The organism is Palleniella muris (assembly GCF_004792655.1).
GTDB lineage: Bacteria > Bacteroidota > Bacteroidia > Bacteroidales > Bacteroidaceae > Prevotella > Prevotella muris_A.
In genome coordinates this window covers 206277-219842 of record NZ_SRZC01000003.1, presented here as the reverse complement: position 1 = coordinate 219842, position 13566 = coordinate 206277, and the positions used below count along the sequence as shown (strand labels likewise).

At 49.2% G+C, this 13566-nt stretch carries 20 protein-coding genes; 11 read left to right on the top strand and 9 right to left on the bottom strand.

Annotation, left to right across the window (positions count from 1 at the left end; translation table 11 throughout):
- Nucleotides 1-9: 9 nt before the first annotated feature.
- The 9 genes from traK to E5358_RS15495 all read left to right on the top strand — a co-directional run bounded on the left by traK (nucleotide 10) and on the right by E5358_RS15495 (nucleotide 6268).
- Entirely contained in the window at nucleotides 10-633 is a 624-nt protein-coding gene (gene traK, locus E5358_RS03130; protein WP_004291519.1) for a conjugative transposon protein TraK, read from the top strand.
- A 27-nt stretch (nucleotides 634-660) separates the two neighbouring features.
- Nucleotides 661-948 (top strand): TraL conjugative transposon family protein, encoded by a 288-nt coding sequence (locus E5358_RS15250; protein WP_018697145.1) that lies wholly within the window; start codon nucleotides 661-663, stop codon nucleotides 946-948.
- The gene (gene traM, locus E5358_RS03125) at nucleotides 929-2281 is read left to right on the top strand and encodes a conjugative transposon protein TraM (protein ID WP_004291521.1); all 1353 of its coding nucleotides are present in this window, start codon (nucleotides 929-931) and stop codon (nucleotides 2279-2281) included. The genes E5358_RS15250 and traM overlap by 20 nt, the downstream gene beginning before the upstream one ends.
- A 34-nt stretch (nucleotides 2282-2315) precedes the next feature.
- Complete coding sequence (gene traN, locus E5358_RS03120) at nucleotides 2316-3302, top strand: conjugative transposon protein TraN (protein WP_135938842.1); 987 nt, start codon at nucleotides 2316-2318, stop codon at nucleotides 3300-3302.
- A 2-nt stretch (nucleotides 3303-3304) separates the two neighbouring features.
- On the top strand, nucleotides 3305-3880 hold the full coding sequence (locus tag E5358_RS03115; RefSeq protein WP_004291523.1) for a conjugal transfer protein TraO: 576 nt from the start codon (nucleotides 3305-3307) through the stop codon (nucleotides 3878-3880).
- A gap of 7 nt (nucleotides 3881-3887) precedes the next feature.
- A complete protein-coding gene (locus tag E5358_RS03110) occupies nucleotides 3888-4790 on the top strand; it encodes a toprim domain-containing protein (protein WP_004291524.1) in 903 nt (300 codons plus the stop codon).
- Complete coding sequence (locus E5358_RS03105) at nucleotides 4787-5290, top strand: DUF3872 domain-containing protein (protein WP_004291525.1); 504 nt, start codon at nucleotides 4787-4789, stop codon at nucleotides 5288-5290. The genes E5358_RS03110 and E5358_RS03105 overlap by 4 nt, the downstream gene beginning before the upstream one ends.
- Entirely contained in the window at nucleotides 5287-5814 is a 528-nt protein-coding gene (locus E5358_RS03100; RefSeq protein WP_004291526.1) for a glycoside hydrolase family protein, read from the top strand. The genes E5358_RS03105 and E5358_RS03100 overlap by 4 nt, the downstream gene beginning before the upstream one ends.
- 64 nt (nucleotides 5815-5878) lie before the next feature.
- Nucleotides 5879-6268, top strand: a complete 390-nt coding sequence (locus E5358_RS15495) for a hypothetical protein (RefSeq protein ID WP_168354566.1) — start codon at nucleotides 5879-5881, stop codon at nucleotides 6266-6268.
- A 33-nt stretch (nucleotides 6269-6301) separates the two neighbouring features.
- On the opposite strand, the gene E5358_RS03090 is transcribed toward E5358_RS15495, so the two are convergent.
- The 9 genes from E5358_RS03090 to E5358_RS15245 all read right to left on the bottom strand — a co-directional run bounded on the left by E5358_RS03090 (nucleotide 6302) and on the right by E5358_RS15245 (nucleotide 10195).
- Nucleotides 6302-6610, bottom strand: a complete 309-nt coding sequence (locus tag E5358_RS03090; RefSeq protein WP_004304290.1) for a hypothetical protein — start codon at nucleotides 6608-6610, stop codon at nucleotides 6302-6304.
- 53 nt (nucleotides 6611-6663) lie between these two features.
- A complete protein-coding gene (locus E5358_RS03085; protein WP_004291529.1) occupies nucleotides 6664-6909 on the bottom strand; it encodes a DUF6956 domain-containing protein in 246 nt (81 codons plus the stop codon).
- Nucleotides 6906-7139: a DUF3873 domain-containing protein gene (locus E5358_RS03080; RefSeq protein WP_004304291.1), complete on the bottom strand. Its 234-nt coding sequence runs from the start codon at nucleotides 7137-7139 to the stop codon at nucleotides 6906-6908. The genes E5358_RS03085 and E5358_RS03080 overlap by 4 nt, the downstream gene beginning before the upstream one ends.
- 19 nt (nucleotides 7140-7158) lie before the next feature.
- Nucleotides 7159-7416 carry a hypothetical protein gene (locus E5358_RS03075; RefSeq protein WP_004291531.1) on the bottom strand — a complete coding sequence of 86 codons (258 nt, stop codon included), beginning with the start codon at nucleotides 7414-7416 and terminating at the stop codon, nucleotides 7159-7161.
- Nucleotides 7417-7440: 24 nt separating this feature from the next.
- Nucleotides 7441-8772, bottom strand: coding sequence for a PcfJ domain-containing protein (locus E5358_RS03070; protein WP_004291532.1), 1332 nt, complete (start codon nucleotides 8770-8772; stop codon nucleotides 7441-7443).
- Nucleotides 8769-9185 carry a PcfK-like family protein gene (locus E5358_RS03065; protein WP_004291533.1) on the bottom strand — a complete coding sequence of 139 codons (417 nt, stop codon included), beginning with the start codon at nucleotides 9183-9185 and terminating at the stop codon, nucleotides 8769-8771. Before E5358_RS03065 ends, E5358_RS03070 begins: the two co-directional genes overlap by 4 nt.
- A 13-nt stretch (nucleotides 9186-9198) precedes the next feature.
- Entirely contained in the window at nucleotides 9199-9420 is a 222-nt protein-coding gene (locus E5358_RS03060) for a hypothetical protein (protein WP_004291534.1), read from the bottom strand.
- Nucleotides 9421-9431: 11 nt separating this feature from the next.
- Nucleotides 9432-9647 (bottom strand): hypothetical protein, encoded by a 216-nt coding sequence (locus tag E5358_RS03055; RefSeq protein WP_004291535.1) that lies wholly within the window; start codon nucleotides 9645-9647, stop codon nucleotides 9432-9434.
- A gap of 161 nt (nucleotides 9648-9808) precedes the next feature.
- Entirely contained in the window at nucleotides 9809-10195 is a 387-nt protein-coding gene (locus E5358_RS15245) for a hypothetical protein (RefSeq protein ID WP_009126113.1), read from the bottom strand.
- A 607-nt stretch (nucleotides 10196-10802) separates the two neighbouring features.
- Between E5358_RS15245 and E5358_RS03035 the strand changes: the two genes are divergently transcribed.
- Nucleotides 10803-11588 (top strand): polysaccharide biosynthesis/export family protein, encoded by a 786-nt coding sequence (locus E5358_RS03035; RefSeq protein ID WP_135938841.1) that lies wholly within the window; start codon nucleotides 10803-10805, stop codon nucleotides 11586-11588.
- A 96-nt stretch (nucleotides 11589-11684) separates the two neighbouring features.
- A complete protein-coding gene (gene glmS / locus E5358_RS03030) occupies nucleotides 11685-13547 on the top strand; it encodes a glutamine--fructose-6-phosphate transaminase (isomerizing) (RefSeq protein WP_135938840.1) in 1863 nt (620 codons plus the stop codon).
- Nucleotides 13548-13566: the final 19 nt, after the last annotated feature.

Sequence of the window (13566 nt, the reverse complement as noted above, 5' to 3'; positions counted from 1 at the left end):
AAAATATAAATGGAATTCAAATCACTTAGAAACATCGAATCGTCGTTCAGGCAGATACGCCTGTTCGGTATCGTCTTCCTCTCGCTGTGCGCCGTGGTGACGGTGTGGAGCGTGTGGAACTCCTACCGTTTCGCAGAGAAGCAACGGGAGAAAATCTATGTGCTGGACAACGGCAAGAGCCTGATGCTCGCCTTGTCTCAGGATTTGTCGCAGAACCGCCCGGCGGAGGCACGGGAACATGTGCGCCGTTTCCACGAGATGTTCTTCACGCTATCACCTGAAAAAAGCGCGATTGAACACAACGTGAAACGTGCCTTGCTGCTGGCGGACAAGAGCGTGTACCACTATTATTCGGACTTCGCGGAGAAGGGGTACTACAACCGCATCATCGCCGGGAACATCAACCAAGTGCTGAAGGTGGACAGCGTGGTGTGCGACTTCAACGCCTATCCCTACCGTGCCGTGACCTACGCCACACAGAAAATCATCCGGCAGAGCAACGTCACCGAGCGCAGCCTCGTGACCACCTGCCGCCTGCTGAACGCATCGCGGTCGGATGACAACCCGAACGGTTTTACCATCGAGGGTTTCACCATCATTGAGAACAAGGATTTACAGACTATCAAACGGTAACAGGACATGAAAAGTATCAGAAAATCAATGTGGGGCATGTATTGGAAACTCCACGACAAACGGAAACGCTTGGCGGCAAGTCTCAAAGGGTATCTGGACGGCTTGCCGCCGGAAACACGCCGCCGCATCGTGCTGGGGATGTTCGCCGCCTTCGCGGTGCTTGCCCTTTACACCTTCGGCAGAGCCGTCTATGACATCGGCAGGAACGACGGCTCACATATGGAAACGGGACACGCCGGACGGGTGGAACTGCCGACCCCGGCGGAAACAGGCAATCACTTAACACCTTATTTATATGGAACAGACAAAGAATGAACCGACGAAAGAGAACAAAGCTGCTCCCGAAACGGGGAAACCGAAAAAGGAGCGCGAACCGCTGACAGAGGCGCAACGGCTGAAACGGCAGAAGATGATCGTGCTGCCCGCTATGGTGTTGGTGTTCATCGGGGCGATGTGGCTGATATTCGCCCCGTCCTCCGGCAAGGAGCAACCGCCGGGAACGGACGGATACAACACCGAGATGCCCGACGCTGACAAGGCGAACCGGCAGATTATCGGCGACAAGCTGAAAGCCTACGAGCATGGGGAGATGGAAGAGCGTCAGGAGAGCCGCAACCGTGCCATCGGGCAGCTGGGCGACATGTTCGACCGCGAGATAGCGGGAACGGAGAACGGAGTGGACTTCGACCTCGCCAATCCGGGCGGCAAGGAAGAAAGGGCAAAGCCAGCCACGCCGCAGACCATCCAGTCCTCCGCAGCCGCCTACCGTGACCTGAACGCCACGCTCGGAAACTTCTACGACCAGCCGAAAAACGACAATGCGGAGATGGACGAATTGTTGGAGCGCATCGCATCGCTGGAGTCGGAACTGGAAAGCGAGAGGGGCAAGGCTTCCTCTATGGACGAGCAGGTGGCTCTTATGGAGAAGTCCTACGAGCTGGCGGCAAAGTACATGGGCGGTCAGAACGGAGGACAGCCATCGGCGGAACAGAGGGCAGAGCCAACTACCGTGCAGAAAGGGAAGAAGAACAAGGCAATGCCTATCAGACAGGTGGAGCATCAAGTAGTTTCTTCACTCTCACAGCCTATGAGTAACGCGGAGTTTGTCGCCGCCTTATCGCAGGAACGCAACCGGGGTTTCAACACGGCTGTCGGCACGGCGGAGGTATTGGACAGGAACACCATACCGGCGTGCGTGCATGGGGCGCAGAGCGTGACGGACGGGCAGACGGTAAGGCTGCGCCTGCTGGAGCCTATGGCGGTGGCAGGCAGGACAATACCCCGGGGTGCGGTGGTGGTCGGCACGGGCAAGATACAGGGTGAGCGGCTCGACATCGAGATTACCTCGCTGGAATACGACGGCACGATTATCCCCGTGGAGCTTGCGGTCTATGACACGGACGGACAGCCCGGCATCTTCATCCCGAACTCGATGGAGATGAACGCCGTCCGGGAGGTCGCCGCCAACATGGGCGGCTCGCTGGGAAGCAGCATCAACATCTCCACCAATGCCGGGGCGCAGCTCGCCTCCGACTTGGGCAAGGGGCTGATACAAGGCACGAGCCAGTACATCGCCAAAAAGATGCGAACCGTCAAGGTGCATCTGAAAGCCGGGTACAGGGTCATGCTTTACCAAGAAAAATATTGAAAACAATAAAAATTACCACTAAAATCCAAAAGTAATGAGAAAAGTAATCATCATGTTTGCCCTCGCTATGGGCATCATAACTGCCAACGCGCAGGAGAATGTAACCGTTGAAACGACCAACGGAAGTGAACAACCGACCTTGACGAAGGAGGTCTATCCGCAGAAGGAGGCGGACGGCGACCTATATCACGGGCTGTCACGCAAGCTGACCTTCGACCGCATGATACCGCCGCACGGTCTGGAAGTGACCTACGACAAGACCGTCCACGTCATTTTTCCGGCGGAGGTGCGCTATGTCGATTTAGGCTCGCCCGACCTGATTGCCGGGAAAGCCGACGGAGCGGAGAACATCATCCGTGTGAAGGCTACCGTAAGGAATTTTCCCAACGAAACGAATATGTCCGTCATCACGGAGGACGGCAGTTTCTACACCTTCAACGTGAAGTACGCCGCCGAACCGCTGTTGCTCAACGTGGAGATGTGCGACTTCATCCATGACGGCAGCACGGTGAACCGCCCGAACAACGCGCAGGAAATCTATCTGAAAGAGCTGGGCAGCGAAAGCCCGATGCTGGTGCGCCTTATCATGAAGTCCATCCACAAACAGAACAAGCGCGAGGTGAAGCATATCGGCTGCAAGCGTTTCGGCATCCAATACCTGTTGAAAGGCATCTACACGCACAACGGCTTGCTTTATTTCCACACGGAGATAAAGAACCAGAGCAACGTGCCTTTCGATGTGGACTACATCACTTGGAAAATCGTGGACAAGAAGGTTGCGAAGCGTACTGCCGTGCAGGAGCAGATTATTCTGCCGCTCCGCGCGCAGAACTACGCCACCCTCGTGCTGGGCAAAAAGAGCGAGCGCACGGTCTTCACGATGGCGAAGTTCACCATCCCCGATGACAAGTGCCTCGTGGTGGAATTGAACGAGAAGAACGGCGGCCGTCACCAGTCCTTCGTGATTGAGAACGAGGATTTGGTACGCGCGGGTACCATCAACGAACTTCAAGTACGCTGACCATGAGAAAGTACATCGCAATAATCATCGCGTCGCTTGCCCTTTTTACAGGGCAGGCGCACGCCCAGCGGTGTCTGCCGAAGATGCAGGGCATCGAGGTGAGGGCGGACATGGCGGACGGCTTCAATCTCGGCGGCAAGGACGGCGGGTACAGCTTCGGGGCGGCTCTCTCCACCTACACGAAGAAGGGGAACAAGTGGGTGTTCGGTGGCGAATACCTGTTGAAGAACAATCCCTACAAGGACACCAAGATACCCGTGGCGCAGTTCACGGCGGAGGGCGGCTATTACTTCAAGATACTGTCGGACGCCCGAAAGATTGTTTTCGTCTATGCCGGGGCTTCGGCTCTCGCCGGATATGAGGCGGTAAATTGGGGGAAGAAGGTGCTGCATGACGGCTCCACGCTGCACGACCGGGACGCCTTCATCTACGGCGGTGCGCTGACGCTCGATGTGGAGTGTTACGTGGCAGACCGTATCGCCCTGCTTGCCAACCTGCGGGAGCGTTGCCTTTGGGGTGGCGACACACGGAAGTTCCACACGCAGTTCGGGGTCGGTATCAAGTTCATCATCAACTGACACGGGCATGGAAAGGACGGAAATAGATGCTGTCAGAAGGATGCCGCTTGCGGATTTTCTCGCACGGCTGGGGCATGAGCCTGTCAGAAGGAGCGGTAACGAGCTGTGGTATCTTGCCCCGTACAGGGGCGAGCGCACATCCTCTTTCCGTGTGAACGTGGCGAAACAGCTCTGGTACGACTTCGGTTTGGGCAAGGGCGGCGACATCTTCACGCTTGCCGGGGAGTTTCTGCAAAGCGATGACTTCATGAAGCAAGCGAAGTTCATAGCGGAAGCCGCCAATATGACGGTTGCCGGATGGGAAAAGCCCGTCTATCTCTCGAAGCCGACCGAATCCGTTTTTGAGGATGTGGAGGTCGCTCCGCTGCTCCGCTCACTGCTGACGGAGTATTTAGAGGAACGGGGCATCCCTTACGCCATCGCATCCCGTCACTGCTGCCGCTTGAACTACGGTGTGCGTGGGAAACGGTATTTTGCCGTTGGCTTTCCGAACATGGCAGGTGGCTATGAAGTCAGAAGCCGATATTTCAAGGGTTGCATACCTCCGAAGTCTGTATCACTGGTAAAGGCGAATGACATCCCGGCTGACGAGTGCCTCGTGTTCGAGGGCTTCATGGACTTTCTCTCTGCCGTGACGCTTGGTGTAACCGGTAACGCTGACTGTCTTGTGCTGAACTCAGTCGCCAACGTGGAGAAGGCGGCGGGATTGCTGGACGGATACGGGCGCATCGGCTGCTTCCTCGACCGTGACGAAGCCGGACGGCGGACGCTTGCCGCACTTACCATGCGATACGGGGAACGTGTCACCGACCGTTCCTCCCTCTATGACGGTTGCAAGGACTTGAACGAGTACCTGCAACTGACAACGAAAAAACAGAAAAACAACCATCTAAAAATCGAAGAACAATGAACATACTGAACAACAGAAACAAGAGAACATCAATATTCAAGGCAGTGGCGTTATGCCTGATAGCCGCCATGTCATTCACCCTCGTGTCATGTGACGATGACATGGACATCCAGCAGTCCTATCCCTTCACGGTGGAGGTCATGCCCGTGCCGAACAAGGTAGTAAAGGGGCAGACAGTGGAAATCCGCTGTGAACTGAAAAAGGAGGGCGACTTTTCGGGTACGCTCTATACCATCCGCTATTTCCAGTTCGAGGGGGAAGGCTCGCTCAAAATGGATAACGGCATCACCTTCCTGCCTAACGACCGCTACCTGCTGGAGAACGAAAAATTCCGCCTGTACTACACGGCGGCGGGTGATGAGGCGCATAATTTCATCGTGGTGGTGGAGGATAACTTTAGCAACTCCTACGAACTGGAATTTGACTTCAACAACAGGAATGTAAAGGACGACGATCTTACCATCGTTCCCATCGGCAACTTCAGCCCCTTGTTGAAATGATGCGTGTATTCATGACAATGCTCTGTTCACTTCTGACGGTCTGTTCTGTGTCCGCGCAGATCAGCCGCCAAGAGGGAACGGACGGGCAGGCGGCAATCTACCGACTGCCGCTTATGGAACGTGCTTTTTTATGCTGCCGCTACTTTGAAGGCTGGCACTCAGAAAAACACTACCCATACGTCGGTTGGGGTCACAAACTTTTGCCAAACGAGAAGTATTCGGCACGAACCATGACAAAACGGGATGCGGATGAACTTTTGCGGAAAGACCTGCGCAAATTTGTCGCCATGTTCCGTAAATTCGGGGTTGATTCGATTTTGCTTGGCACGTTAGCTTACAATGTGGGACCGGCGAAGCTGTTAGGCAGCAAAACAATCCCCAAAAGCACCTTAATCAAGAAGCTGGAAGCTGGTGACAGGAACATCTACCGTGAGTATATAGCCTTCTGCAACTACAAAGGAAAACGCCACGCCATGCTGCTCAAACGGAGAAAGGCGGAGTTTGCGCTGTTGTATATCCCATAAAAGGACTGACAAAACTGGCAAAAGACGTGCCATATTTAACTTGGCACGTCTTTTGCTCTATCACTTGATAGATTATCGTAGGATTTTCTCGTTAATTGACATCGTTGAGCCATTTTTGCCTATCGGTTTCCAAATGACACTTCAAGTTGTAAGTGTTGTGAGAGCAATACAAAACATAGTTATTAACCATAAAAAGTATAGCGAAATTATGAAGAAAGTATTTAGGAAAATTCAGAAAGGAACAACAAAAATGATTGAACGTATCAAATCGTTGGGGGAAATGGAGACGAAGCAGAAATGTGTAGTTCAACGGTTCGAGATTATCATTCCCCTCCACCAAAAAATAACGACCCAATATATAGCCTCCGCAAGTTTTACTTGCGGATTTTTTAGTTATCGCAGATTGGACAAAGGTTTCTTTGCTACTTTCTTTGTCCGCCATCATGCTCACTGAAAGAAAGTAGGGCGGCTCTCGCCGCCCCGCCACTCAAAAGCGTGTGTAAAGTCCCGTCACCATCGTGAACATTTCCTCCAGCATATCAAAATAGATACCCTCGTGTACGGCAATGTCCTTTGTCTTGCACTCAAAGGTCTTTTTGCTGAACGTCCTGCGGTAGAAGCGCATATTGTAGAGGTCTGCCCCTTCGTCATAGATGATGTCAAGGCGGTTGGCACTTGTTTTGTTCCTTGCAAGGCTCATCCGTAAGCCGTTGCCCATATCTATGAAATCACGGCTACCTGTCATGGCGGTGAAGCGTTTTCCGCCTATCTGCTGTAATATCGTCTTGGCTATCATATCTTTTGTTTTTAGGGTTTTAAGTATTGGCGGTGCGGACACCGCCATCCCGTTCAAAATTCTCGCATTTCGGAAATGGGGGTCTGCCGTTGTAGCCACTCTTTCACACATTCCATATTGTACTCGCTCGTGATGACTGCCGTATGGCTGTCGGTGGCGGTGAAACGTGTGCTTTCGTAATCATCTATCCACCCCTTGAGGGTGTCCGTTCCCCACGCTCCGGTATCGTCAAAGATACCGTCCAATGCCGTGATAGGTTCGCTGAACTTGACTATCAGCGTTTGATAGGTCGTGTTCATAGTCTGTCCTCCTTTCCCTTCTTTGCGTTCAGCCACTTGTCCCGTGCGGCTCGGCACTCGTCCAACGTGGGTTTGACACAAGAGAACAATTCTCTGTCTATGGGGTGGCGGTAGTCGTACTGCACAAGTGTCCGCCTGCGTCTTCCGATACCCGATTGGAAACGCTCGTATTTCTCCGTACCTGCTTCCGCGCAGGTGCTTACTCCGTTGATGGTCATTCGTGTTGTCATAATGTTGCTTTTTAGATGGTTAAAAATGTACTGACAGAACTCTGTTCTTCATCACCATTTCGGGGTTGCTTGTGTAGCGTTGGTGCAGGTAGAAATGGTGTGAGCCGAAGCCGTAAAGGAAAAACTTGTCAAGTTCGTGCTTCTCGGCAAACTCCTTTACGCTCTTTCTCAATTCCCCCTCACTCGTTGTGAGAGTGAGGAGGTTCACAAATTCAAGGAACATCGTGGGGATTGCATCATCCCACACACAAATCATACTTTCAATTCTTACTTCCATATCAATGTTGTTTTAGGGGTTATGCTATGCCGCTTTCATCCGCTCACGGATAAGGTTGGCGTTCTTGTTCACAAGGTCTATGATGCGCTCGTGATATTCGGTGTCCTGGTTGTGCTTGCCGTGGCACTGCACCACTTCGAGGGTTCGCAAGTCCACCTCTACGGTTTCAATAATCTCATCGCCAATCCTTGCCGATAGTATGAGGGTGTCGGCTTTCTTGTAGTATCCACTGCCAAACACGCAGATGCCCTGCGTCTTGCCCTCGTTGTAATACTCGTCTATGCTTTCAAGCACCTTGACGATTATTTCCTCGTCCGTGATTACCAAGCCGAAGAATTTGGATTTGTTGGCGATGAAATCCTCCGCATCTTTCTTTCGTTGGAGTTGTCGCTGTTGCTCACGCTCACGCCTTTCAATCTCCCAACGGCGTTGCTCTGCGGCTCTTTCCTTCTCGTGTATGGCTTCAATTTTTCGGGTTGCGTTGTCGTGTGCCGCCATGAAATCTTCGGGACAGATGTTCTTCGGGTTACGGAGGTCTTGACCGAGTTTTTTGAGCATACGCAGATAGTCGCACCACATTGAGAGGTTGTCTATCTGATACTTGTGACGCTTGGCAATCAGATATGATGCCCAACATTCATCGGCAGTACGGGTATTGAAAAGAAAGTGTTTCATGACCTCAATCTCACCGCCTTTCATAAGGGTTTCAATTCTTGGGTCTGAAAGCAAGGCTTTGAAAAGACGCACGGGGGAGATGCCGTGGAAATCGCCCTTGAAGCCGTTACGTCTGAGTTGGGGCAATATCCTCATCTTTGGATATGCACAGCTTCTTGCCACCACATCATCGTATAGGCTGTTGTGCGGTCTTACCTCCATATCGCTGCCTAATGCCCACACATCGCAATAGCAGAAAAGGAAGCCACGGAGCAACGCCATGTCCGTAACCTTGCCGTCGGGTGAAATCCAACGCTGCACGACCTCGTGGCAGTAGAAACGCATCGGTTCGCCTTTCCTGCTCTCGCATCTGACCTGCGCCACGCGGATTACCTGATACCCTTTGCAGGTGGTTATCACGCTGAAATTCTGCGTTTCCTTGTAGATGCGTCTGCGTGTGTCCTGCACTTTGAGTTCGGCATGGCATTTGGGGCAGGTGCAGCCTTCAAGGGTGTCGCATAGTCCGCTGTCGCTGTGCCACTCGTGACCGCAGTCGGAACAGGTGATGTTCCCTTTCTTGGTGCGGTAGCCGATATGCTCAACGCAGTGGCGGTATGCCCAATCTATTTGTGTCGCTGATATGGGGCGAAGGTTGGCGGAAAGTCTTGCCACCTCTTTCTGTATCTTGGTCTTCGGTTTCATAAGCCTAAATCAAATAATGAGGGTTGGGGTTGGTTTTCTTTTCTCGCTGACGGTCTGTGGCGGTTCTGCAACTTGCGGAGTTCCTCCTCTTGGTATTTGCGGACAGCGTTCTGACGTGCCTCCGCCTTTTCCTCTGCCGTGAGTTTCACAACGTGGTTCACAACCACTTGGCAGTCCATCGGTTTGCCCACCTCTATCTCGTTTTCCTCATAGTAGTGGATGGCTTGCCCGAATATCTCTCCGTCCGTGAAACCGTTGCAACCGCTTTTCTGCACATAGTTCAGAATGTGGGTCACGCACTCGTCCATGTTCTTGGCAGGGTTGCGGTACTTCTTTGCAAATAGCGCATCTTCCTCCGCACGCTGTTCCAAGTACATATATATCGTTCTCTTGAAATGGTCTGTTCCTTTCATATCGCTGTCATTTTTAGATTATCTGTTTCAGTATCTCTCTCCAATAGGTCGGCTCTACCTCGCTGAGAAGGAAGTCCATGAAATCCCTCCGTGCGTCCTTGTTCAGTTCGTGGTACAATCTTCGGAAAGTTTCAAAATTGCCGTTGATGTACGTTTCCACCATATACACGAAGATGTTGTCCACCTCGTAATATCTGCACTGCTGCGCTGCCGTCTTGCTGTTTCTTTTTGCCATGTCGGTAAGGGTTAAAGGGTGAATAACCAAAGGATGAAGCCAAAGAAGGCAATGGTGGAAAGGATAGCCACGATTACACCTATCGCCACTCGGAACACTCCGTTTACAATCTCTCTGATGATGCCCCAAAGGATGCCGAACACCCCGAAGGCGGTGCGCATCATCAAGCCGCATATCGCCAACCCGATGTGTTGCGCCATTTGTCTGAAATTTGCCGTTGCCGTCATATCTTCGCTGTTTTTGATTTTTTTGTTTTTAATGCGGATTCAAGAGCTGAGGGAGTTGAGTTTCAAACTATCTTATCTGCCTCTCGTTTATCCGACATTTTTTTTATGCGTCTTTCTGTCGCATCGGTCGTTTTCGTTTCGGGTGCTTGAAAAGGTAGGGATTAGGGAATGCAAGGTTTTTCGGTCAAAATACTACCCGCAGGGCTGGAGATTTTTACCGAAAACAGGAGGCTTGACCTTGCTTTCCCGTCCAATCCCGGAATTACCTTTGCGCCCAGAACGAAAATGACTGACTGATGCGGCTTACTGAAAGGCGCAAAATGGAGGTAAACGAAAACAGAGGCAGATTGTGTAGAAAAAAACTTCAGGGGAAAATCCGTAAAAAAAAGAATCACCAAAAGGAAAAAGACATCACCGGAAGCGTGAAAAGGGCAAACCACAACAAAGGAAGTATGATTGTTTCCGATCCGACGGAACTTGTTCAGCCGGGTGGCAACAATCATTCTTCCCGGTTTGTCCGGCTGTGTGTGGGCGCCTGTTTCATTCATGGGGCAGGCTGACACACTCTGCATTCACTTTCCGCTTCCGGCAAAAGAGACAGCGAAAAAAGAAAAATCATTTGAAAACCCGTAAAAGCACCTCTTGGCATAGGCGCAAAAGAAAGGGGCATTGCTTCATCTGTCTAAACATCGTTTAGGCGTGAGGCAATGCCCTTTTCTCCAGCTATGCGGTAGTCGGCACACGTTTGTTCCAAACTCGTTTTGGGCAATGGTGTGCCGACGGACAATACCGCTTTTACGGAAAATTCTTATGAATGAGGGGATAAAAAACGGGAGTTTATATCAAAATCTCGAATTAAATAGCTACTTTTGCATACGAAGAGTTCTTTGAAGGTTACGCAACGCGCAGAAGGATAATGCAGTAGATAACTAACTAAATCGTAACCTATTACTATCAAGAGCAATTAACCTACGCTCATTTCCAATAAATTACACTCTTTTCGTAACTTCATGTTGCAAAGATACGAAAATTAATTGAAAAATAGCACTCAACCAACAAAATAAAGTTTTGTAAGAAATAAACATACTTTTCTTATTAAAAGTTTGGAGGTTGTGGTAAAAATTATTATCTTTGCATCAAATTTACACAAAGTATATGAAAAAAAAATATTTCCTTTTCCCTCTTTTGATTGCAGTGTTGACTCTTATGAGTTGTGGAAGTTCCAAAAAGGTTGTTTATTTTCAGAATGCAGACGAGGTTAGTCTGGAGGCTTCTCGTATGCTTTATGATGCAAAAATAATGCCGAAAGATCTGTTGTCTATTTCTGTGCATACTACAGATCCACAGGCTTCAGCTCCATTCAATCTTAATTCCGGTCAGGGAACACAGGGGACAGGAGGTGCGAATAACGGTGGTTACCTCGTAGACAATGAAGGTAATATTGAGTTCCCTATATTGGGCAAACTTCATGTCTCCGGACTGACAAAAAACCAATGTCAGGATATGATTGCAGCCAAACTGAAACCGTATTTCTTAAAAGAGGAATCCCCATTGGTTAAGGTAAGTATGGCAAATTACCGTGTAACAGTTCTTGGAGAAGTATCAAGTCCTGGAGTTGTTCCTGTGTCGGCTGAAAAGATGAGCATTCTTGAGGCTATTGCCGAATCAGGTGACTTGACTCTTTACGGTAAGCGTAATAATATATTACTTATAAGGGAAAATGAATTTGGGGAGAAGACAACGCATAGACTTGATCTGACGGATGTCAATATTGTCAACTCTCCTTATTTCTATCTTCAACAGAATGATATTGTTTATGTAGAACCAAGTAAAAACAAGTCTGGATCTGTTGTATTTGGTCCAGCAACAACAATGTGGCTTTCGCTTGGAACATCATTATTATCCATTGTCTCTCTGGTTGTCGCCATTACAAGAAGATAATAATACTTAGATAAAGAGATACAGGGGGCTGTATCTCTTTTCATTTCATAATAGATAAATTAAGGTTAAATTAATTATAGATATAAAAATAAAATCATGTGTGGCATTGTAGGTTATATAGGAAAGCGACAGGCTTATCCTATTCTTATTAAGGGACTTAAAAGACTAGAATATCGTGGTTATGACAGCGCAGGAGTTGCACTGATAAATGAAAATAACGACCTTGGAGTTTATAAAGCCAAAGGAAAAGTCTCTGTATTGGAAGCTGTTGCAGAGAAAGGTGATACAACCGGTTGTATGGGAATTGCGCATACACGTTGGGCAACACATGGTGTGCCGAGTGAGGCGAATGCTCATCCTCATGTGTCACAGTCCGGTAATCTGACTCTTGTGCACAATGGTATTATCGAAAACTATGCAACTCTTCGCGAACAGCTTATAGAGCGTGGATACCAATTTAAGAGTGAGACAGACACAGAAGTCCTTGTGCAATTGATAGACTATATCATGACGACAAATGATGTCAATCTCGCTACAGCTGTGCGTAGTGCTTTGAATCAAGTGTTTGGCGCTTATGCTATAGCAGTGATAGACAGCCGTCATCCGGAACAATTGATAGCTGCAAGGAAATCTTCACCTTTGGCAGTTGGTGTAGTAGAGGATAATTCGGAGTTTTTCCTTGCGTCAGATGCTTCCCCGATAGCAGAGTATACAATGCAGATTGTATATCTCAATGATGAAGAAATGGCTATTATGGAATGTGGCAAACCTTTGCAGGTTTTCAAACTCAATGGTGAGGCTACAGATGCTGTCGTCAAAGAAGTCGATGTTGATTTGTCAATGCTTGACCATGAAGGATTCCCTCATTTCATGCTGAAGGAAATCTTTGACCAACCGAATGTTCTTAAGGATTGTATGCGTGGCAGGATTATAGAGTCACCTTACTCCCACCAACCGGAAGTCCTTCTCTCTGCAGTGAAGAATCACCGTCGTGAACTTTTGCAGGCAAAGCGTATTGTGATAGTGTCCTGTGGCACATCATGGCATGCAGGACTGATAGGTAAACAGTTGATAGAGCATTTCTGCCGTGTTCCTGTAGAAGTAGCGTATGCTTCAGAATTCCGTTATTCAGACCCGGTCATAGAGCCTAATGATGTGGTAATGGCTATATCACAGTCCGGAGAAACTGCAGACACTCTTGCAGCAATCAGGCAGGCAAAAGAGAAAGGTGCCCTTATATTTGGAATAGTCAATAGTGTTGGCTCCAGCATTGCGCGTGAATCCGATACAGGAACATACATCCATGTCGGTCCGGAAATCGGTGTAGCGTCGACCAAGGCGTTTACTGGTCAATTGGTTGTCTTAACAATGATAGCTTTAGCTCTTGGAATGGCTAAAGGCACTGTTGGGCAGGAAGAATATGAAGAAACAATAAACGAACTTGTTGCAATACCTGAGAAGATGAATAAGATTCTTGAGCAGAACGACAAGATTCATGCGTTGTCACAGAAATTCACTTATGCGCATAACTTCCTCTATCTTGGACGTGCATGGAACTATCCTGTGGCATTGGAGGGGGCACTTAAACTGAAGGAGATATCATATATACATGCAGAAGGATACCCTGCTGCAGAAATGAAGCATGGACCTATCGCTTTGATAGATGCAGAGATGCCTGTTGTCTTTATTGCGACGCATCATTCTCTTTATCAGAAGAATATCTCCAATATGCAGGAGGTTATTTCGCGTCAAGGACATATTATTGCCATTGTGACGGAAGGAGATGAAGAAATAAAGAAAATGGTTGATGAAGTCATTGAGGTTCCACAGACATTGGCTTGTCTTGCCCCTCTGTTGAGTGTTATTCCATTACAGTTGCTGTCTTACCATGTTGCAGTGGCAAAGGGACTGAATGTCGACCAGCCACGTAATTTGGCAAAGTCTGTTACAGTGGAGTGATTTTTATTATATGAATTAG